Source organism: Emticicia sp. C21, assembly GCF_003418935.1.
Lineage (GTDB): Bacteria > Bacteroidota > Bacteroidia > Cytophagales > Spirosomataceae > Emticicia.
Genome location: NZ_QVMT01000002.1, coordinates 176,079 through 199,460, shown reverse-complemented (window position 1 = coordinate 199,460; position 23,382 = coordinate 176,079). Strand labels below are relative to the sequence as shown.

17 protein-coding genes are annotated in these 23,382 nt (G+C 40.2%); 9 read left to right on the top strand and 8 right to left on the bottom strand.

Annotated elements, in window-relative coordinates; translation table 11 throughout:
• Positions 1-34: 34 nt before the first annotated feature.
• Complete coding sequence (gene prmA, locus D0T08_RS05770; protein ID WP_116981656.1) at positions 35-862, bottom strand: 50S ribosomal protein L11 methyltransferase; 828 nt, start codon at positions 860-862, stop codon at positions 35-37.
• Between the two features lie 34 nt (positions 863-896).
• The gene (locus D0T08_RS05765) at positions 897-1,421 is read right to left on the bottom strand and encodes a DUF2911 domain-containing protein (protein WP_116981655.1); all 525 of its coding nucleotides are present in this window, start codon (positions 1,419-1,421) and stop codon (positions 897-899) included.
• A gap of 341 nt (positions 1,422-1,762) precedes the next feature.
• Between D0T08_RS05765 and mutL the strand changes: the two genes are divergently transcribed.
• The 6 genes from mutL to uvrA all read left to right on the top strand — a co-directional run bounded on the left by mutL (position 1,763) and on the right by uvrA (position 10,794).
• A complete protein-coding gene (gene mutL / locus D0T08_RS05760; protein WP_116981654.1) occupies positions 1,763-3,688 on the top strand; it encodes a DNA mismatch repair endonuclease MutL in 1,926 nt (641 codons plus the stop codon).
• A gap of 11 nt (positions 3,689-3,699) precedes the next feature.
• Positions 3,700-4,353, top strand: coding sequence for a rhomboid family intramembrane serine protease (locus D0T08_RS05755; RefSeq protein ID WP_116981653.1), 654 nt, complete (start codon positions 3,700-3,702; stop codon positions 4,351-4,353).
• A gap of 36 nt (positions 4,354-4,389) precedes the next feature.
• Positions 4,390-5,298, top strand: coding sequence for a rhomboid family intramembrane serine protease (locus D0T08_RS05750; protein ID WP_116981652.1), 909 nt, complete (start codon positions 4,390-4,392; stop codon positions 5,296-5,298).
• A gap of 174 nt (positions 5,299-5,472) precedes the next feature.
• On the top strand, positions 5,473-7,407 hold the full coding sequence (gene dxs / locus D0T08_RS05745) for a 1-deoxy-D-xylulose-5-phosphate synthase (RefSeq protein WP_116981651.1): 1,935 nt from the start codon (positions 5,473-5,475) through the stop codon (positions 7,405-7,407).
• 253 nt (positions 7,408-7,660) lie between these two features.
• Entirely contained in the window at positions 7,661-7,873 is a 213-nt protein-coding gene (locus D0T08_RS05740; protein WP_116981650.1) for a hypothetical protein, read from the top strand.
• A gap of 77 nt (positions 7,874-7,950) precedes the next feature.
• Positions 7,951-10,794: an excinuclease ABC subunit UvrA gene (uvrA, locus tag D0T08_RS05735; RefSeq protein WP_116981649.1), complete on the top strand. Its 2,844-nt coding sequence runs from the start codon at positions 7,951-7,953 to the stop codon at positions 10,792-10,794.
• 64 nt (positions 10,795-10,858) lie between these two features.
• On the opposite strand, the gene D0T08_RS05730 is transcribed toward uvrA, so the two are convergent.
• The 6 genes from D0T08_RS05730 to D0T08_RS05705 all read right to left on the bottom strand — a co-directional run bounded on the left by D0T08_RS05730 (position 10,859) and on the right by D0T08_RS05705 (position 20,088).
• The gene (locus D0T08_RS05730) at positions 10,859-11,080 is read right to left on the bottom strand and encodes a DUF2795 domain-containing protein (RefSeq protein WP_015028821.1); all 222 of its coding nucleotides are present in this window, start codon (positions 11,078-11,080) and stop codon (positions 10,859-10,861) included.
• 306 nt (positions 11,081-11,386) lie between these two features.
• Positions 11,387-15,325, bottom strand: a complete 3,939-nt coding sequence (locus D0T08_RS05725; RefSeq protein WP_116981648.1) for a CheR family methyltransferase — start codon at positions 15,323-15,325, stop codon at positions 11,387-11,389.
• Entirely contained in the window at positions 15,322-16,413 is a 1,092-nt protein-coding gene (locus D0T08_RS05720) for a chemotaxis protein CheB (RefSeq protein ID WP_116981647.1), read from the bottom strand. Before D0T08_RS05720 ends, D0T08_RS05725 begins: the two co-directional genes overlap by 4 nt.
• Positions 16,414-16,475: 62 nt before the next feature.
• Positions 16,476-16,877 carry a response regulator gene (locus D0T08_RS05715; protein WP_116981646.1) on the bottom strand — a complete coding sequence of 134 codons (402 nt, stop codon included), beginning with the start codon at positions 16,875-16,877 and terminating at the stop codon, positions 16,476-16,478.
• A 290-nt stretch (positions 16,878-17,167) separates the two neighbouring features.
• The gene (locus tag D0T08_RS05710) at positions 17,168-19,675 is read right to left on the bottom strand and encodes a PspC domain-containing protein (protein WP_116981645.1); all 2,508 of its coding nucleotides are present in this window, start codon (positions 19,673-19,675) and stop codon (positions 17,168-17,170) included.
• Positions 19,676-19,752: 77 nt separating this feature from the next.
• Positions 19,753-20,088 (bottom strand): PadR family transcriptional regulator, encoded by a 336-nt coding sequence (locus D0T08_RS05705; protein WP_116981644.1) that lies wholly within the window; start codon positions 20,086-20,088, stop codon positions 19,753-19,755.
• Positions 20,089-20,167: 79 nt separating this feature from the next.
• On the opposite strand from D0T08_RS05705, the gene D0T08_RS05700 reads away from it, so the two are divergent.
• From D0T08_RS05700 to D0T08_RS05690, 3 genes are all read left to right on the top strand, one after another.
• Complete coding sequence (locus tag D0T08_RS05700; RefSeq protein ID WP_116981643.1) at positions 20,168-21,223, top strand: AraC family transcriptional regulator; 1,056 nt, start codon at positions 20,168-20,170, stop codon at positions 21,221-21,223.
• Positions 21,224-21,280: 57 nt separating this feature from the next.
• Positions 21,281-22,264, top strand: a complete 984-nt coding sequence (locus D0T08_RS05695; protein WP_116981642.1) for an MBL fold metallo-hydrolase — start codon at positions 21,281-21,283, stop codon at positions 22,262-22,264.
• Positions 22,265-22,536: 272 nt separating this feature from the next.
• Positions 22,537-23,373 (top strand): aldo/keto reductase, encoded by an 837-nt coding sequence (locus D0T08_RS05690; protein WP_116981641.1) that lies wholly within the window; start codon positions 22,537-22,539, stop codon positions 23,371-23,373.
• Positions 23,374-23,382: the final 9 nt, after the last annotated feature.

The following is a 23,382-nucleotide window of genomic DNA, read 5'->3' as shown; positions in this document are numbered from 1 at the left end:
GTGAAAGAGCAGCGAGTATTTTCGCCTTTTTTATTTACTGATACTTAAAAACGACTGCTGCCCAGTTATTCTTGCTTAGTTGAGCTACTTTTTTTAAACCCACCGATTCGGCAACTGTTTGAATATCAGCTATATCTTTTTCATAAAAACCACTCACGATTAAATCGCCTCCCTTTTGCAGAAATGTAACATAAGCAGGTATCTGGCTAATTAATATATTCCTATTGATATTAGCCAGCACAATCTCGTACATATCTTTGGGCTCATCCTCAATTGTCCCCTGCCTCACGGTCACATTTGCGACATTGTTTAGCTGAACATTTTCAATAGTATTTTCAACTGACCATTCATCAATATCAAAAGCACTGATTTCAGAGGCACCGAGCTTTGCGGCTAGTACTGCTAATATTCCTGTACCAGTACCTACATCAAGTACTTTTTTGTTGGTGTGGTCGATATTGAGTTGATGCTCCATCACCATAGAGGTAGTTTCGTGATGGCCTGTACCAAACGACATTTTGGGAGTAATAATAATTTCGTAAGGAAAATCAGGTTTAGGCTCGTGGAAATCGGCGCGCACATAAATCTGCTCACCTATCTGAATAGGCTGAAAATTCTTTTCCCATTCTTCGTTCCAGTTCTGACGAACAATCTTCTTGAATTGATAAGATATGGCTGTACGCGAGGCATAGTCTTCCAACATTTGCTTCACAACGACATCATCAAAAATTTCTTCCTGAACATAGGCTTCCAGACCATCTTCTGTTTCAACAAAAGACTCAAAACCTAACTCGCCTAATTCTGCCATCAAAATCTCGACAAAATCGGCATCTATTTGTAGTGTTAATTCTATATAATCCATGCCGTAAAGTTCGGAAATTCTTCCGGAATTTCTATCAATGCCTGATAGGCACTTTTACTTCGGTGTTTTCCCAGCGCATTGCCATATCGCTTCCACCTTCTTCCGGCACAAAATTTATGGTAAATTGCTCTACAGTTCCGGGTATCTTGCTTGCAGGAACTTCTACCCTCAATACATCTTTTGACTCGTCGTACATCGTTCCCCACTGACCTGTTTGTCCGTTAAAGATAATTGTCCATTTATCAGGGTTCGGGATAGTCCACAATGTATATTTTCCTGCTTTCAGGGGTTTATCGGCAATTTTTATATCTTGTTTCGTGTCAAAGATAGTAGCTTCGTTGGCTCCCGTACGCCATACTTTGCCATAAGGCACCAAAGTTCCGAAAACAACACGGTCTTTTTTATAAGGCTGGCAGTAATCAACCTGTATAGATAGTCCATTCTGATTGCCAACGGCCGTAGCGGCAGGGCTTTTGCTCTTCGTGAAAGTCATATAGCCAAAGAAGGCGAGCGCTAAAACAACTACACTAATTAGGATAATTTTTACAATTTTATTCATTTTTTATAGGTTTATGATTGAAAGGCTAACATGAGAGTATTATAAAAAAGTTCGGGGCTATATACGCAAATTGTTTTTAATTTTAAGCGTTTTATATGTTATATAAAATTAAATAAAGTTTTTTGCTGATTTCATTTCAGAAAACAACAATTTTGCACCGGGAATGAAAGAGGGAGGTTTTGCAGTGATATATTTGTTATAAACCAAATCCTGAAACAGCTGGTTATTTAATCAGGGTGGCCGAAAGCTACCACTGAAATGTCAAACTGATGGAACAAATTCCCTTCAAATTAAGGTTATTTAAATAAATTTTTTAGTTTAAAGGGCAAAAAATTAAGATAATGTTAGATATTATTCATTTACTACCTGATTCTATTGCAAACCAGATTGCAGCAGGAGAAGTTGTGCAGAGACCGGCATCAGTAGTAAAAGAATTGTTGGAGAATTCTATTGATGCCCGTGCCAATAATATTCAGCTGATTGTAAAAGATGCAGGTAGAACCCTCATTCAGGTAATTGATGACGGCATAGGTATGTCTGCCACTGATGCCCGCATGAGCTTTGAACGGCATGCTACTTCAAAAATAAGAACGGCTGACGATTTGTTTGCGATCCGTACGATGGGTTTCAGAGGTGAAGCGCTTGCTTCTATCGCTGCTGTAGCACAGGTAGAACTTCGTACGCGTCGTCTGGTTGATGAAGTGGGTACATCCATTAAGATTGAGGGCTCTGATTTCAAAAATCAGGAATCAGTTTCTTGTCCGAAAGGCACTAATTTTCAGGTAAAAAATCTATTCTTCAATGTTCCTGCCCGACGCAACTTCCTGAAGTCAAATCCGGTTGAAATGAAACACGTCCTGGACGAATTTCAACGGGTTGCTCTGGCTCATCCTGAAATTACTTTCACGCTTTATCATAACGATGTAGAGGTTTATAATTTACCTTCGGGTAAGCTAAGCCGTAGGATTGTTGATATTTTTGGTAAAAACTATCGGGAACAATTAGCTAATTGTGAAGAAGAAACACCATTTGTAAATGTTGATGGCTATGTAGGCAAACCCGAATCAGCTAAAAAAGGACGTGGCGAGCAGTTTTTCTTTGTCAATAAGCGCTTCATCAAACATAATTATCTACATCATGCGGTGCTAAGTGCTTTTGAAGCAACTATCCCTGAGGGCAGTAGTCCTTTCTATGTATTATTTTTAGAAATTGACCCTTCTCATATTGATATTAATATTCATCCGACCAAAACCGAGATAAAATTTGATGATGAAAGGGCAGTGTATGCTATCATCCGATCGGCAGTCAGACGGGCTATTGGGGTTTATAACCTCACTCCTACTATTGATTTCGAATCAGATATTAACTTTGGTAATATTACCACTACCAACCGATTCAATGATTTACCTTCGCCGATTAATCCGGCTATAAGCGATTTTGAAAAACCTCGTCAGAATTCTGGAGGGGGTAATGGTTCATCGCTGCCGCCTATAAAAGATGATTCTTTCAGGGATAAATCTAATACAGATAACTGGCGGAAACTTTTTGAGGGCTTAGATAGCTTTAAACCCAATAATCAGGCTAATCTTGATTTTCATACACCTGATACCCAAAAAGATTTTCAGAATGAAGCCCCTCTGACACTAGGTAGTAAAGCCAATGATATTGTTGATGAAAGCAAACGTCTGGCCGAGGTTAAAGATATTAGTGCGATTCAGATTCAGAACAGGTTTATTGTAACCCAGGCTAAGAATGGCTTAATGCTAATAGACCAAAGGGCTGCTTATGAGCGCATACTTTATGAGAAATATTACAATACGCTGAAAAACAAAAATTCGTTTACCCAACAGTTGTTATTTCCTAAGACTCTTGATTTGCATCCGGCTGATTTTCAGTTAGTGATGGAGATACAAAATGAGATAAAGGCATTAGGTTTCTCTTTTGAAGAATTCGGGCAAAATACCATAAAAATAACGGGTGTTCCACCTGAAGTACAGGAAGAAAACGAGAAAGAAATCTTTGATGGACTGGTGCAACAATTCAAAACTAACCAGAGTAATTTGCAGTTGGATAGCGTAGAAAACGTAGCTCGTTCGTTCTCAAAAAAATCTTCTGCCAAATATATTGGCGAACTATCGAAAATTGAAATAAATTTACTGATTCATCAACTTTTTGAAACGGCTGTTCCGGGTTATACACCTAACGGTGAGCCCATTATGACTATTTTGTCGCTGGAACATTTAGCCGACCTGATCATAAAAAAATAAAAGAAAAAGCTATGTTTTATTTAAGTCCGGTTGCTCGTAATTTACTGATTGCCAATGTAGTAATATTTCTTCTGTCTGGTTTTTTAAATGATGAGTATATTACGCGACAATTCGCTTTCTTTAATCCCATTTTACCCGGAAGTCCTGAATTATTAAATCCGAATTTTAAGATATGGCAGCCATTTACGTATATGTTTATGCACGGTAGTTTGGGACATTTACTGAGTAATATGTTTGCTTTATTAATTTTTGGCTCGGGAATCGAAACATTTTTTGGTTCTAAACGTTTTTTAATATACTATTTGGTTACAGGAATTGGCGCAAGTTTTATTTACTCTTTTGTAAATATGTATGACATGCTGCAATTCTCACCTGATTCGGAACCTTACTGGATGTTGGCTGCAACGCCAATGGTAGGGGCTTCGGGAGCAATTTTTGGGATTCTGATAGCTTATGCGTATCTTTTCCCAAATAATGAGCTGATTATTTTCCCGTTCCCGATACCGATTAAAGCCAAATATCTGGTAGGATTCTATGCCGTATATGAATTATATGCCGGCATTCAGGGGACATCAATGGGAGTAGCTCACTTTGCCCACATAGGTGGTTTATTAATTGGCTTCATTTTATTAAGATATTTTGGCTTTGGAAAGTCTCAATATTAATTTATTACGTAAATTTGTTTAAGGAAGAAAGAGCGAGTGGCAAATTTTATAGATGACATAAAAAATCCGTTCCGTCGTGGGAATACATTGGTGCAACTAATGCTCATCAATGCGATAGTTTTTTTGTCTTTAATTCTGACAGGAGCTATTTTATCATTTTTCCCGGAGGGAAACGTCATTAATAAAGTGATTAATGACAATGTACTGCTAATTGCGCCTATCAGGGAGTTTATCTGGAAACCCTGGACACTCCTTACCTACTGTTTTACTCACTATAGTTTTTGGCACTTATTGTTCAATATGCTTACGCTTTATTGGTTCGGCACATTGGTACAGGAGTTTATAGGTAGTCGTAAACTGATGAATATCTATATTATTGGGGGTGTTTTCAGTGGTTTAATCTATATTGGTATTTACAATTTGCTGTCGCTTACGCCTCAGGTAAATAATATCAATTCTACCGTTTTAGGTGCCTCTGCTGCTGTTTGTGCGGTTATGTTTGCCGCCGTTACACTTTTGCCAGAGTATGAATTTTACTTCTTTGGCCTTTTCCTGATTAAAATCAAATACATTGCCTGGTTTTTCCTACTCTTATCTTTCATCGTACCAAGTAGCGGTATTTCGCACCTGGGAGGGGCATTGGCAGGCTATTCTTACATTTATTTATTACGGAAAGGTGTTGATTTAGGTAGCCCTATCGAAACCGTTGGTGACTGGTGGAGTAGCTTGTGGAGACCTAAACCTAAAATGAAAATTCCTCAAAGAAAATATAGCGAATCTACCGTTTCGAGCAAAGGTAATAGTAGCACGAATCTCGACCCTAATTATTTTCCTGACCAGGACGAAGTTGATGCCATTCTTGACAAAATAGGTAAGTCAGGTTACGAAAGTCTCACTAAAGAAGAAAAGCAAAAGCTTTACCGGGCCAGCCAAAGAAAAGATTAATATGCAACTATTGTTTTTTTCGTATCTTTGTAAGCTTATCGGCATCATACCTGAAAAGTGATGATGTGCATTCTGCTCTAACCCAAAAAAGTATAAATATTTACGATATAATCAAACATTTTATCCTATGTTTGGTTTAGACAGAACAATCGACTTGTAATTTGTTATAAAGATATGCTCATCACATCCGGCGAACTTCTGGAAACCATTAATGACCCTTCCGATCTAAGAAAACTTGACCGATCAAAACTTCCACAACTTGCCGACGAACTACGACAATTTATTATTGATGTAGTATCTGTATATGGAGGGCATTTTGGTGCCAGCTTAGGCGTGGTTGAGCTAAGTGTAGCGCTTCATTATGTATTTAATACTCCCGACGACCAACTGGTGTGGGATGTAGGCCATCAGGCTTACGGGCACAAGATTCTGACAGGTCGTAGAAAGCAATTTCATACTAACCGTTTCTATGGTGGTATTTCGGGTTTTCCAAAACGCAAAGAAAGTATTTTTGATACTTTTGGTGTAGGACACTCCTCTACCTCTATTTCTGCAGCTTTAGGTATGGCAGTGGGCTCTATGCACAATGGAGATAAAAAACGCCAGCATATTGCCGTAATTGGTGATGGCTCTATGACCGCCGGAATGGCTTTCGAAGCCATGAATCATGCAGGCTCTTTAAAAGATGCTAATCTGCTGATTATCCTGAACGATAACTGCATGGCTATTGACCCAAATGTGGGTGCTTTGAAAGAGTATCTGACAGACATTACCACGTCTCAAACCTATAATAGAGCCAAAGATGATATCTGGAAGCTCTTAGGTAAAATGAGCAACTTTGGCAAAAGTGCGAGAGAAATTGTGCAGAAAGTAGAAAACGCCATGAAAGGTGCTTTACTAAGCCAGAGTAATTTGTTTGAAGCATTGAATCTCCGGTATTTTGGCCCGATAGATGGTCATGACCTCAACCATATGGTGAGCGTATTAGAAGATTTAAAGAATATCCCCGGCCCGAAAATCCTGCACTGCTTAACTGTGAAAGGTAAAGGTTATGCCCCCGCCGAAAAAGATCAGACCAAATGGCATGCGCCAGGTCTTTTTGATAAGGTAACCGGAGAAATCAAGAAAAAAGTGTATGATAAGCCAATGCCTCCGAAATATCAGGATGTTTTCGGACATACGATTGTGGAACTGGCAGAGGTCAATGATAAAATTATGGGTGTTACCCCTGCCATGCCATCAGGCTCATCATTAAACATTATGATGAAAGCGATGCCTGACAGAGCATTTGATGTAGGTATTGCCGAGCAACATGCCGTAACTTTCTCGGCAGGTATGGCTACAAGAGGTTTGGTAGTATATTGTAATATCTACTCAACCTTTATGCAACGCGCCTATGATCAGGTGATTCATGATGTATGTATTCAGGAACTACCGGTTATCTTCTGCCTTGATCGCGCAGGTTTTGCAGGAGCAGACGGCCCTACGCATCATGGCGCCTATGATATTGCTTTTATGCGTTGTATCCCGAATATGGTGATTGCTGCTCCGATGAACGAAGAGGAGTTACGCAACATGATGTATACCTTCCAATTGGATGAAGTACAGAAACTGAAAACAGCTTTCACGATTCGTTATCCACGTGGTGAGGGTGTTTTGCCAGATTGGAGAAGACCATTAAGAAAAATAGCCATTGGTAAAGGGCAAAAGATAAAAGACGGTAGCGATATTGCCATTTTAACTATCGGTCATGTGGGTAATTATGCGGTTCAAGCCTCCGAAATGCTGAAACAAGAGGGCATCAGCGCAGCACATTATGATTTACGCTTTGTAAAACCATTAGATGAAGCACTTTTGCATGAGGTATTCCAGCAGTTTGATAAAGTGATAACGGTGGAAGATGGTTGCGTAAAAGGTGGTATGGGTAGTGCCGTACTAGAATTTATGGCTGACCATGAATATACTGCTAAAGTAAAACGCCTAGGTATTCCTGACCGGATAGTAGAGCATGGCGAGCAAATTGAATTGCACCGCGAATGTGGTTTTGACCCTGAAGGCATTGCTGATGCAGCCAGAGAAATGGTGAGTAATAAGATTTTGGTGTATTGAGCGTTTATGTATCTATTTAGGGAATTTAATATATTATCCCTACGGGATACTGATTCAAAAAACTTTAATCCTTCTACCGATATATCGTCCCTACGGGACTTAGAATATCCCGTTAGGGATGTTGTATCGGTAGAAAAATAGGTAAAATAATGTTAAAGTCCCGTAGGGACGATATATTAATTAGTTTAATCTATCTCACCCAATAGTTCTATATATGTCTTCTTTTTTTGAAAGCTTTTAGAATTTAGAACCCATGAAAGAGGAACTTTCTGAAAGAGATTATAAAGTATTAAATTTACTTCATCAAATTGAGGAAGTAAATAAGATGATTGACTTGCATAGCCAGGAAGGTGGAATAGGTATCATGAAACAGCAGTATGAGGAAATTCTTGCAAAATATATTGAAGAATTAAATCAGGTTGTAAAGGAGTTTAATGGTAATTTAAGTTTCGCAATGGCTGCTTAATTCTTCTTCTTCGCTTTTAAAAACAGGAACTACATGCCTGTATTTTTCGTTATTTTTTAAATAATCTCCCATAAATAGTGAGCGAAAAACAATTGAATGATATTGACCTGACTGGCTATGACCAAATAGAGGTGTTAGGAGCCAGAGAACATAACCTTAAAAATATTGATGTAAATATTCCCCGCAATAAACTGGTAGTTATTACGGGTATTTCGGGTAGCGGAAAATCTTCTTTAGCTTTTGATACGATCTATGCTGAGGGGCAAAGACGCTATATGGAGAGTTTCTCTTCTTATGCCAGAAGTTTCATTGGCGATATGGAACGCCCGGATGTGGACAAAATTAACGGCTTATCTCCGGTAATCTCTATCGAGCAGAAAACCACCTCAAAAAACCCTCGCTCTACGGTTGGAACCACTACCGAAATCTACGACTTTCTTCGTCTGCTATTTGCCCGTGCCAGTGAGGCCTTCAGCTATGTGACAGGTGAGAAAATGGTGAAGCAAACGCAGGACCAGATTATCGACCAGATTTTACAGCATTATGAGAATCAGAAAATCACTTTGCTGGCACCGTTGGTAAAAGGTAGAAAGGGACATTACCGTGAGCTATTTGTGCAGATTGCCAAATTAGGGTATAACAAAGTGCGTGTAGATGGTGAGATATTGGAGATTAACCCCAAAATGCAACTCGACCGCTATAAGATTCATGATATTGAGGTAGTAATTGATAGAATTGTTCCTAAATCTGAAGATCGTTATCGCTTGAATCAGTCAGTAAGCACTGCCTTAAAACAGGGTAAAGGCTCTATGATGCTTCTGGATGCCAAGGACAAAACTCAATACTTTTCTCAGAACCTGACAGACCCGCAATCGGGTATCTCCTACGAAGATCCTTCACCTAATAGTTTTTCTTTCAATTCTCCTTATGGAGCCTGCCCTACCTGTAATGGTCTGGGGACAATTGAAGAAATAACTGAAGACTCTATTATTCCTGATAAATCTTTAAGTATCAGTCGCGGAGGTATTGCACCGCTGGGTGAGTATCGTGATTTATGGATTTTCAAGCAGATAGAAATTATTCTGAAAAGCTTTAAAGCGAATATCTCTACGCCTATTGATAAACTGCCACCAGAGGCTTTAAAAACCATTTTGTACGGCAGTGAAGAATCTGTGGCTGTACCTTCTAAGAAATATCCGGGTACTGAATGGAATACGACTTTCGAAGGTGTAATTACCTTCCTGAAACGTCAGCAGGATTCGGATAATGATAAGATTCAGGAGTGGGTAAGAGACTTTTTAGTGATAAAAACTTGTCCTGATTGCGGCGGGTTGCGTCTGAAAAAAGAATCTTTACACTTTAAGATTGATCATAGAAATATCGCTGAATTGGCCGAAATGGATATCCGGGAAATTGGCGAATGGTTTGACAATCTTGAAAGCCGCATCTCTGACCGACAAAACACTATTGCCCGTGAGATACTGAAAGAAATCCGTAAACGCATTGGTTTCCTTATGGGTATTGGCTTAGACTATCTGACTTTGAATCGTCCTCTTAGAACCTTATCCGGTGGAGAATCGCAGCGGATTCGTCTGGCTACACAGATTGGTACGCAGTTGGTGGGCGTATTGTATATCATGGATGAGCCAAGTATCGGATTGCATCAGAGAGACAATGTCAAACTAATTCAGGCTTTAAAAGATTTACGTGATTTGGGCAATACAGTTTTAGTCGTTGAGCACGACAAAGACATGATGCTTGAATCTGACTATATATTAGATATTGGTCCGGGTGCAGGCCGACATGGTGGAAGCATTGTAGGAAGAGGTACACCAAAAGAGTTTTTGGCCAACAGAAGTACCACTTCTGACTATCTGAGTGGCAGGTCAAGCATTGAGATTCCGAAAGAACGTAGAAAAGGGAATGGCAAAGCATTGGTGATTAAAGGTGCAACCGGACATAATCTAAAGAATGTAACGTTGAAACTTCCCCTAGGCAAAATGCTTTCGATTACGGGTGTGAGTGGTAGCGGGAAATCATCTTTGATTCATGAAACATTGTTCCCAATTCTGAATCGTCATTTTTATAATGCCAAGAGAGAGCCGCTTCCTTATAAATCCGTTGAGGGGCTGGAATTTATAGATAAAGTGATTGAGGTCGACCAAAGTCCTATCGGACGTACACCAAGAAGTAACCCTGCTACCTATACAGGTATGTTCTCTGATATCAGAACACTTTTTGCTGAATTACCCGAATCTAAAATCAGAGGATATAAGCCAGGCCGTTTCTCATTCAATGTAAAAGGTGGTCGCTGTGAGGATTGTGAGGGAGCAGGGATGAAGAAAATTGAAATGGAGTTCCTGCCTGATGTTCACGTAGCCTGTGAAACCTGTAAGGGTAAACGTTTCAACCGTGAGACACTGGAAGTGCGTTTTAAAGGCAAATCTATTGCTGATGTGCTCGATATGACTGTGGAGCAAGCCTTAGAATTCTTTGAATTTCAACCCAAGATTTTCAGAAAAGTACAGACTCTTTTTGATGTAGGTTTGGGATATATTACGCTGGGGCAACATGCCACTACCCTATCAGGTGGAGAGGCACAGCGGGTAAAATTAGCTGAAGAACTTTCTAAAAAAGATACCGGAAAAACGCTTTATATTCTGGATGAACCAACGACTGGTTTACATTTTCAGGATATTAAGAAATTGCTGGAAGTATTGCAGAAACTGGCTGATAAAGGCAATTCGGTACTGATTATTGAGCATAATCTGGATGTAATAAAGGTTTCAGACCACCTGATTGACCTCGGGCCGGAAGGTGGCAATAAGGGCGGACAAATCATTGCTGAGGGCACACCTGAACAGGTGGCCAAAGTAAAGGGCAGTTATACAGGATACTTCCTGAAAGAGGAATTAAAATAAAACAGAATATCTATCAGCAAAAAGAGCAATAAACTGGGTTTATTGCTCTTTTTTTTAATGAAACCTAATATTCATCTTCATTGAAGAAAAAGTCGTCTTTGGTCGGATAATCTGGCCAAATCTCCTCGATACTCTCGTACGGTTGTCCGTCGTCTTCTAGTTCTTGTAAATTTTCAATAACTTCAATGGGTGCTCCCGAACGAATCGAAAAATCTATCAACTCATCTTTTGTAGCGGGCCACGGTGCATCCTCTAAGTATGACGCAAGTTCGAGTGTCCAATACATAGTTTATTCCTTATTTAATGTTACAAAAAATTTGTGGCTGCAAAAGTATAACAATTTTTAATTTGTCAAGTATTTTCACCCAAAAATGTATTATCTGTCAAACGTTTTTTTTGAAAAATATTATATATTCTGCGAAAAAATATACAATACCTATACCAAGCTTTTGACTATCAATTATTTACAAAAATAAAAAAAACTCTTATTTAAGCAAATGAAAAGGAGTTTTTTTATTGATGTCTGGATTCTTTTGAAATTATTCAATGCAGCGTCAATATCTTCTTGATATATCGACGCCTTATCATGCTATCAACTAAGCGGTAACCAAATGGTAAACCTTGCCCCTTTACCAACTTCTCCATCAGCTTTTATAAAGCCGTGGTGGTTATTGACAATTTTCTCTACAATGCCCAGTCCGATTCCCGTACCGCTGTATTCTGATTTACCGTGCAGGCGTTGAAATAACTCAAATATTTTTGTATTGTATTCGTTGTCAAAGCCAATGCCATTGTCTGAAAAAACAATTTCAGCGTATGTTGTTTCCGGCTTCAATTCAAAGTCTTCTTTTATGGAATCACCGTAAACAGAACTTGTCGTAATTTTTACTTCCGGTTTGCCTTCATTAAATTTCAGTGCATTGCTGATAAGGTTGGCAAACAACTGGTGCATCTGGAAAGGAATGGCATGAATAACCGGCAATGTATCGTTGAGTATCACAGCCTGCTTGTCATTAATCAGCATTTCGTAATCAGCCTTTACGTTATTCAGTATCTGGTTGAGGTCAACCAGTTCAAAATCTTCATCGGGTCGCGACAAACGTGAAAAACTAAGCAGGTCGTCAATTAATTGAGTCATACGTTCAGTGGATTCCCCAATGCTCTTCAGGAATAGCTCCAATTTTTTATTATCATCTTTCGCCTTATTCAGTAGTTTAACATAGGTTTGAATTTTGCGCAGAGGTTCCCTTAGGTCATGACTGGCCAGATAGTTAAATGATTCAAGTTTTGAAATGGTATAATTGAGTTGGATATTTTTTTCTGAAAGTTCTTCCTGGCTCTTTTTCAAAGCAAGGGTGCGTTCCTGTACCTCCTGTTCGAGTTTAAGCCGGTATCTTTCATCGCTTTTTCGTAGTGCTTCTTCTGCTTCCTGACGTTCCTTGATATTAGCGAAATTGGCGATGATAACAGCAGCCGTTTGCGTAACTACCTCTGCGAGTGAACGGTCGTTTGGCGTAGCTTCATGGGCTTCGGTAAAGTACATGGCAAAAGTACCTACAGCTTTATTCTCAAATGTTTTGATAGGAAAAGACCAGCATCCACGGAAGTTGGATTTCTCTGCCAGAGAAATCCAAGGCTTCCAGAGAGGATCTTCAAAAACATTGGAGATGAGAACCGGACGACCGTTTGGTGCTGCTAATCCGCAGACAAACAAATCCTCGCCAATAACAGTGTTGTCTATCTCTTTTAAGTAATCTTCGGGCATATTTCCGGCTCCCCATATCGGTTGCAGATAAATCATCTGCTGATCTACCATATAAAAAGCAGTGCGGGCACCTGTTTCTTCAGCCACCAGTCTGGCAATGATATTCAGGGCATCTGCCAGCGTTTTTCCATCAATGGCTGCCTGAAATACCTCTTTCTGCCTGCGCATCCGCTCCTCGTTTATGTGCGATTTCTCCTCTGCCTTTTTACGGGTGGTAATATCAAAAAAAGTAATCACTACACCGTTAATCTGGTCTTCTGTGGTCCGGTAGGGCAACATCCGCATCGAATACGTCATTCCTTCTTTGGTGGTTACTTCACGCTCAATCACCTTGAGCTTTCTCATCACAATTTCTGCATCATGCAATAGATTATCATCGTTCAATTTATTGGTTATATCAGTCAAAGGTCTGCCGTAATCGCTGGGTATTAAGTTGAAAATATTTCTGGCAGTCGGCGTAAATAAGGATACCCGGAAGCTACGGTCGAGAAAAAGCGTGCCCACATCAGCTGAGTCGATCAGATTCTGTAAATTATTGGCCGATAGGGTAGACTCTTCAATCTTCACTTTCAGCTCCTGGTTTACAGTGCGCAACTCTTCATTAATCGATTGTAGCTCTTCCTTGCTTGTTTCCAGTTCTTCTGCCGACGAACGCAGCTCTTCGTTCATGGCCTGCAATTCTTCGTTGCTGGCTTTGAGTTCTTCCTGCTGAAATTCGTGCTGCTCAATGGCATTCCTTAACTCGCCTTTTATCCGCACCAGTTGCTCTTCAAGGTGGCGTGAAATATTTTCATTCGGAGACACCAATACTTCTTTATCAGTATCGTCCTGATTGATGGGCTTGGATTCAAACAAAACCAATATAAATCCACGAGCCGTGTCTTCCTGCCGCAATACAGGCCGTATATGCACATTTACGATTTCAATGTGGGCATCTATTTTTACTTTTAATCCTCTGGCTTCTACTGCCTGTTTGCGCTGCACAGCCTGGTATAGAGCGGAACGGATTTCCAGGCGGAGTTCTTCTTTCAGCAATTTCAGTAGATTCTGGGTGATTTCACCGCCGCTTATCTGCAGATACTTTCCTACCGAGCCAGATAGGTGTACAATTTCGTACTCTTCATTCACAATCAGAGAAGGTGGGGCATATTCTTCCAGCAGCCGGTGGTGGAGGTCGCTGAAAGTGATACGTTCCAGTACTTTCTTTTCGTGTTGTGTAGTAGGCACGATGGTTTGCCCGATGCTGAAAGAAGGCACCGTTTCAGGTACAGGGTAAGACCTAACGTTTACCTCGCGACTTTGATAGAGATGGGCATCGCGGTTGAACGAAGCAAAGAGGTCGCTTGCCCCATCTACAGATTCAGAAGTACCCAAAAACAGAAAACCTCCCGGCCTGAGGGCAAAATGAAATGTCTCCATGGTTCGTTCCTGTGCTACATGATTGAGATAAATCAGCACATTGCGACAACTCACTAAATCGAGATGAGAGAAAGGCGGGTCTTTGATAAAATTGTGTATCGCAAATAGCACTGTCTCTCTTATTTCACGCCTGATGCGGTATTGGTCGCCCTCCTTATTAAAGAAACGCCTCAACCGTTCAGGTGAGATGTCAGCCGCATCATTAATGGTATATAGTCCTTCTCTGGCTATATTAATAGCGGTCTGGTCAATATCGGTTGCAAAAATCTGGATTTTTGGTGCATCTATTACCCCCATTACTTTTTCAGCGCATAGTATGGCCAGCGAGTAGGCTTCTTCACCGGTGGCACAGCCAGCAACCCATATCCTTACCTGTTTTTCTGAATTTTTATTGGCCGTAATGCGCGGAATAATTTCCTGCTCTAGTATGTCAAAAGGTCTTCTGTCTCTGAAAAAATTAGTGACCGATATGAGTAAATCTTTTAAAAGTGCGGTGGTCTCATCGGGACTGTCTTTTAAGAAAGCAGCATACGAGGGCAAATCGGCAAAATTGCAGATATTAATGCGTCTTTCGATGCGTCGCAACAAGGTCGGGCGTTTGTAATTCGTAAAATCATGACCGGTGCGTAAACGAAGATGTGCAAAAATTTCACGCAACGCCAGTTGCTGGCTTTCGCCTCTGGCTTCAGCCTCAAGCGGAATATGCGTAGTAGAAAGACTTCTTCTATAAACAATGATTCTTTCAGGAATTGCAGCCACAGATAGTACTTCGTCTACCAGTTCGGTAGCAATGGCGTTGCGAGGCATTTCATTGAATTCTGCTTCACGCGGATTCTGAACAAAAGCTACCCCGCCTCTTTCTTTAATGCGCTTCAAACCCATAGAACCGTTGGCGCCTGTACCTGATAAAACGACACAAACGGCTCTTGCCCCGTGCGAATCGGCCAATGAACGAAAGAAAATATCCACAGGTGCCCGGCGGTCTTCAAAGTTGGTATTAGGTGATACAGCAATAAAACCATCCTGCATAATTAAATGCTGGTTGGGGGGTACTATATACGCTTTATTGGCTTCTACTTTTACTTTTTCGGTAACCTGCGAAACAGGAATGGCTGCCACTGACTGCAATATATTTGCCAGTTTGCTGTCGTGATCTGGCGACAGGTGTAGTATCACTACATAAGCGATACCTGAATTAGCGGGTACGTGCCTGAAGAATTCCTGTAGTGCCACGATGCCTCCGGCCGATGCACCGATACCTACAATCAGAAGTTCATTCTTACCAACCCCTACTTCCTCATGGGGCAGGGGTTGTTTTTGTTTTTCACTAACCCGTTTCTTTGTCATTGTTTAGCTTTTACTGTACTTTCTAAGAATTCCTGTTCAAGTTTGTTTTTGCTTACCTGTTTGTGCTCTTTTACTGCTCTGCGCACCAGTTGAGAGCGCTCATCTGCCTCTTTTGCCTTCTGAAAATAGATGGCCGCCAGTTTTGGATGATTGACCTCCGCATGGTGGTCGCCGATATGGTTCATCAGCATCACAATTTCATCTATACCCCGAATGGCACTGTATAAATTGTCTTCAATTTTTTCTGAAATGGCAAGCATCAAAGCATCGACTGAATACGCATGACCGGTATGGCAACGATACCGAATGATATTATCATTATGCAGTCGAGATAAAACACCCTGGCATTCGGGGCAGGTATATGGCGTAAGCCCGTCAAACTGTAATATCCCTCTTTCCATGGCTTTTGCTTCTGCGGCAATGTCAATTTCTTTTCTCGTTTGTTCATCTTTCATAACCTCCATCTTTTTTAAGGGCTCTTTAGATAGGTTCACAAGCAAATCAGCCATTTCAGCCACCGGAACGCAGTAATCTACCTGTACTTCACGCAGGGCGCTTTCAGGCATAGATGACACTTCTGCATCTATAGGGTCCTGAACCACAGCCATACCGCCGTAGTGCTTTACTGCCCACAGACCCGCAGTACCGTCATCTAAGGCACCTGATAAAATAACCCCAATTACACGGTTGGTGCAGGTATAGGCCGCCGAGCGGAACAGTGGGTCAACTGCAGGCCGGAAACGGTTCTCTTTAGGCCCATGTGTTACCCGAACCTTTCCGTCTTCAATGAGCATGTGGTAGTCGGGTGGAGCAACGTAAATGCGATTCGGTTTTATGGGTTCATAGTCGTAGGCATGAGCTGCATAGATTTTATTTTCGCGATTAAGCACCTGAGGCAGTATGCCATGCACATCGGGGCTTATATGCCATACAATAAAAATGGGGGTCTCAAAATCAGCAGGCAGGTTGCTGACAATTTTTTTTATTGCCTCAAATCCGCCTGATGAAGCACCTATCACAATGAGTCTTTGCTCCGCATTCGTTTGTTTTTCTTTCTTCTTCCTTTCTTTTGTACGATTAGCTATCATCCCTATCCTTAAAATAAGTGATACAAAATTTCAAAAAATAAAAGATTAGGAATGATTATAGGTCAATCGGGTGAAGTTTGAGTTGTAAAAATACCAAGAAGTTTGTTGCGGATATCGGAAATATCTGTTTCTTTTTTTATTAATCCTGTGGCACCAGATTTTAAACACTTTTCTGCTAATAACTTGTCAGCAGAGGTGGAATACATATAAACCGGTACTTCATTCAGCCGCTTTATTTCCTTGATTTTTGCGAGGCATTCCATCCCATTCATTTTGAGCATATTGACATCAAGAAAAATAAAATCAGGTTTAAACGCATCATTACTCAGCATGGTAAGCCCTTTAATTCCATTATCCGCAAAATGGCATTCAATAGACAATTCTATGTCAGATACAGCCATTTCAAAGAATAAATGATCCTCAGGGTCATCATCAATAAGCAATACATGGATAACTTTTTTCATGTGGCTTTTGTTTATAAAGGCTTAGGTAAAGGGCCATTTAAACTTAAAAGAACCATTCTCAAACAAGTGAGAACTTAATTGTCGCAAAAGTAATAGGCTCCTGATGGAAACTTCAAACGAAATTACAAGATAAAAGTGAATTTCATCGCATTCGTCAATAAAAGGAGGGATTTTTGCGACCAAATTGATTAAATGGGCTAATGGAAGAAATTTTCTCGTGTACCTTATTATATAAACAAAAAAGAGACTGCCTGAAAGACAATCTCTTTTTCGTTGGAGGAGCAATCCTACTACTCTCTCGTAATCTTACTAGCGCCGCTGGTATTTGATGAGTTCAGATTTTTCACTCTCCCCAGTTCTACATGGCTTGCACCGGTTGCCTCGGCTTTTACATCATTAATCTCCATCTTTCTGGCATCAATGTGGCAGGCACCTGTTGCATCAATCTCCATTCTATCAGCCGAGCCACGGAATTCGGCATTGGCAGCTCCGGTAGCATCTAAGTTTACATTGCGGGCGTCTACATCTATAGCTGCTTTTACTGCACCTGTCAGGCTAATATCGATATCCTGATTTTTATCTTTAAAGCCTATCACTTTCACCGTTGAAGCACCTGACAAATCCAGACCTTCGAGCTTAGGCATAGTAATAATGATTCTGGTTCTTTCATTACGACGGCTGAATGAGAACTTATCTCTGTATTCAATCTCAAGGGTTTCGCCTTTTACGTCTATATCCAGATCATCGATATTATCCTGACTATCTGAATCAGCTGAGACATTGAATGACTCTCCCTGACGAACGGTTACGATAAAGGCACCACCTACATCTATTTTGCTGAAGTTTCTTTCATCAAATTTCTTCTCAAACTGTCCTTTACCTTCGAATACTTCCATATCAAAAGAGTTACCGTCTTCGTCATAGTGATCACCTCTATTTCTTAGCGCTTCTCTTTCCTCCTGGCTCAGTTTAGGACAATCTCTGCAAATCATACCCGAATCGCGTTTCATTACAAAGGTGTATTTATCCGCATCATCGTTATTTACATCGTAGTTATCATTGTGCCAGCGATTAAATATTTCATAATAGAATCTTCTGGTCAGCTTAAACGGTTTGTCATAAGGTATATATAGTGTCATATACAAGTCCTGACCACGGAAGCGTGCATTATCTGCCAACTTTATTTCCTGATCGAAAATCAGCACAGAGTCTTTTTGTTTTACATCGTACAATACGCTTTTCGCATTTTTTTCTGCATCTGCTTTTGTGCGACCCTGAGCTTCAAATCTTTGCTCCAGTTTTAAATCGTTCCCGTCGTATCCCTCTAATTCAACACTTACGCGCTCTCTGGCTTGAAATCCATCAAAATCATCGCGGTTATTATCAGAATCCAACAATAGTGTCCGGGTAGGCAAAGGGAAATTTTTGGTTACTTCAAACTTTCCTTTTTTCTGGAAATTCAAAGCATATTTGGTTGCTAAAATACCTGTTCCCATCAAACCTATTAACCATAATCCTAATAAAGAAATCCAGAAATTACGGGTACCGATACGACGGTTGGTCATCAATATTAAACCTACAAACAATAGGGCTAAGAATGGCGTAAACGAAGCTAAGAAAGCAAAGAAGCCAATCATTGGGTTAATATCCCCGGCAAACATTCTGAAAGGACTGTGCTCGAAAAAGTCTGATCCTTCAAAACCTGTTACTACCCCAAAGAAAGCGGCAATTGAAGCTACTACGGCTACCAACATAGCTAAGGCAAATAGCATCAGGAAAATACCTACTAAAACTCTTACCACAGGCCCTAAGTTTTTCAGGATTTCACCAATTCCTTTGATAACAACTGCTACTAAACGGAAAGGGAATAACAAGATTTTTGTAACGGCATTTTCAGGTGCGCTTTTATCAACTTTCAAGCCTTCTTTAATATTGGTTTCAATGTTAGAGAGGGTCACTGGCTCGCCTTTCATTTCCATTTTCTGAGTTAATGTCTGTGCTTTAGGTGCTACAATCCAAAGAATGATATAGGCTAAAACCCCAGTACCAAAGAGCAATACACTTAGTACGAATAGTAAACGGATTACGGTAACATCTACTCCGAAATAAGCTGCTAAACCACTGGCCACACCACTTACAACCTTATTGTCGTTATCACGATAAAACTTCTTAATTTTTTCGTCTTCTGTAAGCGTTGTGCTGGGTGGAAACACTAACCAGCATACAAAGTATCCTAAGAACACAAAACCAGAAAATGGAGCTAACTCATCAATCAACGGTGGTACTCCTAAGAAAATGAGTAAAAAGATAATTCTTATCCATACCACATCCATATTGAAATAATGCGCCAGACCTGCTAAAACACCGCCTAAAGCTTTACGTTTTACATCACGATACAGGCGTTTTGGTCCTGCTGATGTAGTCGCTTGTTCGCCACCTAAGGTAGTTTTTTCTTCAGTTGTTGTTCCGGCAAAGCCTTTGCTTTCGGCTTTGGTATGTGCACTTGATTTTAAATCTTCTTCTTCCTGAAAAGCTTCAAAATCGGCTACACTACCCATTGATTTTATCAGGTCGTTTACCCCTTCAAGGGTAATTACCTGCGAAGAAATATCTGATTTGTCTTTTGTCCAGAATTTCTCTGCAATCCTTGCTTCTATGTCTGAAACAATCTCCTGGCTCCCCTCATACGACGAGAAGTACTGCTGAATGGCACGCAGGTAGTTGCTCAATTTATCGTAGGCATCTTCCTCTATATTGAAAACTACGCCTGCTATATTAATTTGTATTGTCTTTTTCATTGTCTTAAACTGTAAATACCACACGTAAATGCCGTAGTGGCTAAATAAATGAAAGGTAAGTCTTCTGTGTTGGTAGGTTATTTGGTTTTCTTACTGATAATCGTTGTTACCGAATCCGAAAGCTCATTCCATGTACTATTAAGATTATCCAAAAACAATTGTCCTGTGTCGGTTAACACATAGTATTTTCTCGGCGGGCCTGAAGTTGATTCTACCCATTTGTAATCTAAAAGACCTGAATTTTTAAGGCGTGTCAGGAGTGGGTAGAGCGTACCTTCAACCACCATGATTCTGGCATTGATAAGTTCGTCTAGAATTTCGGAGGCATAAATTTCGCCCCTCGAAATTATGTGTAAGATGCAGTACTCCAATATCCCTTTCCGCATCTGCACTTGGGCGTTTTCTAAATCCATGTGATCTATATCGTTTAAAGCATTTCCACTTAAATTAACAATACAAAGTTAATAAAAGGTACTATGCAATGCAAGATACTTGGCAAAAAAAATACTGCATTTAGGACAAACGGTAAAATACCATGAGCAAATCAGAATTTTCAAGGATGAATTTAAGCAATTTTTAACACCTGATATAGTTTCTATTTGTACTTTTGAACCCATTAAAGATTCGTTTGTGAAAACGCCTGATTTTGAGGTTTTTATTGGCATCACAAAACTGATGCAGGCATTAGGCTTACCAGACCCGCATTCGCCCGATTTTCAGCTATACAGATTTGAAGAGGCTATGCGGACACGACCTGCCATTAGCCCTGTGTATCGGAGTGATTGTTACATCTTTGCCCTGGTTACCAGCGGAAAACTGGCGTTTAAAGTAGGTATTTCTGATTTCATGATGCAGGCAGGTACACTCTATTTTCTGAGTCCCTGGCATTTGCACCAATACCATCGCCTTGAAGACCTCACTGGTTATATCTGTTTCTTTAATGACAGCTTCTTCGCCTCTACTCCTGAAAGTCTACATACGATTCGAGAGCTACCAATGTTTCAGTTAGAGGGCAGAGCCGTGTTTGATTTATCTGCTGACGAGCAACAACCCTTTAAAGATTTATTTGAATTGATGCTTAAAGAGGTAAATAGTTCCTCTGCCTGTCGCTGGGAAATCATGCGCCACCTATTGCATATTTATTTCCTTAAAGCCCAGGAAACCTACGAAGCTCATACGCATACAACTACCGAACACGCCAAAAATGCCAGGCTAAGTCGGGCCTTTGAGCGCTTGCTGGAAGAGCATTTTTTGCTATTATCGAAAGGGCGAACTGGCAAAGTATTTACAGTAAACGAATTTGCTGAGCAATTGAACGTACATCCTAACCATTTGAGCAATACATTAAGAAAAGAATTAGGAAAATCTGCCAAGCAATTAATTCATGAACGATTGATTTTTGAGGCCAAATCTTTATTACATACTACCGAGCTTTCGGTGACTGAAATCGCGTATCGCCTGCGATTCGATGAACCAACCAACTTTACGAAATTCTTCAAGAAATCTACCGGAACCCTTCCCAGAGAATACCGTACACAAACGGCATAAGGAGGCATTGATTCTTCTACAGGTTTAATTATATTTGCTTAAACTTATCCAGACACAATGAAAAAGAAAATATTACTTGTATTAGTAGTTTTAGTAGCTGCTGTTTTAGGAGGCGTATTCTACATGATCTCGCCCTCAGGAGATATAGAAAAATATGCAAAATACTACGTCGATGATACTTCCTCGCCCATTAATGGTAAAGTAAAAGTTACATTTTTTGGCGTTTCTACACTCTTATTTAATGATGGCGAAACGCAGTTGCTGATTGATGGCTTTTTTACAAGGCCACCCTTTCTGAAACTAATGACTACAGAACTTTCTAGTGATACCGTAGCAATTGACCAATTGATACGTCAATATAAAATGGATAGAGTAAAAGGTATTTTCCCTACACACTCGCATTATGACCATGCCTTTGATGTAGCTTATACTACTAAAAAAATGAATGCTATTTTATATGGTTCTGAATCCAGCTTGAATATTGGTCGTGGTGGAGGATTGAAAGAGGCTCAATTGCATTTAACCATACCTTATGAAGAAATCCAATTAGGGAAATTTACTGTGCAGATCATTCCTTCTATACATTCAGCACCGGGTTCTGTAAAAGATTCAGGTTTGGTAATTAAAGAACCTAAACGCCAGCCTGCCAAAATGAAAGACTACCCAGAAGGTGGCACGTTTGATTTTTTGGTAAAATATAACGGGCATCAGGTATATATCAAACCTAGCCCGAATTTTATTGAGGGTGCTTTAGATTCTATCAGAGCTGAAGTTTGTTTCTTAGGTATTGGCACTATCGGCACAAAAGAGCCTGCCTGGCAAAACCAATACTATAAACAAACTATAGGTAAGCTACAATCTAAACTAATAATACCTCTGCATTGGGATGATTTTACAAAACCTATTGACGGACATCTGGATATGCTTCCCCGTTTTGTGGCTAATACGCCAAAAGATTTTGATTATATCATTCAGAAAACCCATGCTGATAAAATTGATTTTAAGGTTTTGCAGGCTTATAAAAGCGTTTTGTTGTTTTAAATATCTTTAACGATTTTTCAAATCGTTAAAATTCAGCAGACTTTTATCAATCTCCCTGATTGGGCAAAAGTATATTCTATTCTAGCCTATTAAAAAAGCGATTTAAAAAATCACTATACACGCCTTTTCATAATTAATCTTAGCATAATCCTATAATTTACCCCTATTCAATCCCTGCATCTTCGATTTTTACCATTCTTCCTGCAAAACTTACCGTGATTTTCCGGCTTGCCAAATAGAACTTTGTAGAATATTTTACCAATAAAATCTACATGGAGTTTCTCAACAAGCAATTTATTATTGGAGACACTTTAGCAGTCAACCGGATTGGTCTAGGTACTATGCGGGCAACTACAGGTGCAGGCTCGTGGGGAGAACCTGCCGACCGGCAAGCGGTCATTAAGGTGATAAGGAAAGCCTACGAGTTGGGAGTCAATTTTTTTGATACTGCCGATGCCTACGGTCCGGGTTGCTCAGAACTGATTTTAGCCGAAGCTATTGAGCCTTTCAAGAAAGAAGTAATAGTAGGCACTAAAGGTGGCTCGGTTAAATATGCTCCCGGAAAGATATTTGCCAGTGGTAAACCCGGCTACCTGAAAACAACGGTTGAAGCCAGCCTGCGAAGGCTGAATCTTGAAACGATTGATTTGTATCAGCTAGACCACGTTGACCCCGAAGTGCCTATTGAAGAATCGGTTTGGATGCTTGCTACCTTGAAAAAGCAAGGAAAAATTCGGGAGATAGGTTTGTCTAATATCAAATTAGACCAGTTGCGAATGGCGCAAAGTATTACAAAGATTGCTTCGGTGCAAAACTCCCTGAGCATTGCCAATCAGACACATCTGAAATTTGCCCAGACCTGTGCTAACGAAAATATCGCTTTCATAGCGTACTGCCCTACTGCTATGATTGATTCCGATAAAGCCCCGAAGTATCAGACAAAAGCATCCGATATGGGAATCACTTTACCGCAATTGTCATTGCTTTGGTTGCTCGAAAAGTCACCCAATATTATTCCGATTCCGGGTACTTCTTCGGAAAAACATTTACAGGAAAACTTAGCTGTGTGGGATATGATGCCCTCGATGATGAGCAAAGCAGCTATGTAATTTTTATAC

What these genes read in the sequence shown, in the direction of transcription:
- prmA (WP_116981656.1), bottom strand. Translation starts at nt 862, where the DNA reads ATGGATTATATAGAATTAACACTACAAATAGATGCCGATTTTGTCGAG.
- D0T08_RS05755 (WP_116981653.1), top strand. Translation starts at nt 3,700, where the DNA reads ATGTTTTATTTAAGTCCGGTTGCTCGTAATTTACTGATTGCCAATGTA.
- mutL (WP_116981654.1), top strand. Translation starts at nt 1,763, where the DNA reads ATGTTAGATATTATTCATTTACTACCTGATTCTATTGCAAACCAGATT.
- D0T08_RS05715 (WP_116981646.1), bottom strand. Translation starts at nt 16,877, where the DNA reads ATGAAAAAAGTTATCCATGTATTGCTTATTGATGATGACCCTGAGGAT.
- D0T08_RS05690 (WP_116981641.1), top strand. Translation starts at nt 22,537, where the DNA reads ATGGAGTTTCTCAACAAGCAATTTATTATTGGAGACACTTTAGCAGTC.
- D0T08_RS05705 (WP_116981644.1), bottom strand. Translation starts at nt 20,088, where the DNA reads ATGGATTTAGAAAACGCCCAAGTGCAGATGCGGAAAGGGATATTGGAG.
- D0T08_RS05710 (WP_116981645.1), bottom strand. Translation starts at nt 19,675, where the DNA reads ATGAAAAAGACAATACAAATTAATATAGCAGGCGTAGTTTTCAATATA.
- D0T08_RS05740 (WP_116981650.1), top strand. Translation starts at nt 7,661, where the DNA reads ATGAAAGAGGAACTTTCTGAAAGAGATTATAAAGTATTAAATTTACTT.
- D0T08_RS05730 (WP_015028821.1), bottom strand. Translation starts at nt 11,080, where the DNA reads ATGTATTGGACACTCGAACTTGCGTCATACTTAGAGGATGCACCGTGG.
- dxs (WP_116981651.1), top strand. Translation starts at nt 5,473, where the DNA reads ATGCTCATCACATCCGGCGAACTTCTGGAAACCATTAATGACCCTTCC.
- D0T08_RS05695 (WP_116981642.1), top strand. Translation starts at nt 21,281, where the DNA reads ATGAAAAAGAAAATATTACTTGTATTAGTAGTTTTAGTAGCTGCTGTT.
- D0T08_RS05765 (WP_116981655.1), bottom strand. Translation starts at nt 1,421, where the DNA reads ATGAATAAAATTGTAAAAATTATCCTAATTAGTGTAGTTGTTTTAGCG.
- D0T08_RS05725 (WP_116981648.1), bottom strand. Translation starts at nt 15,325, where the DNA reads ATGACAAAGAAACGGGTTAGTGAAAAACAAAAACAACCCCTGCCCCAT.
- D0T08_RS05720 (WP_116981647.1), bottom strand. Translation starts at nt 16,413, where the DNA reads ATGATAGCTAATCGTACAAAAGAAAGGAAGAAGAAAGAAAAACAAACG.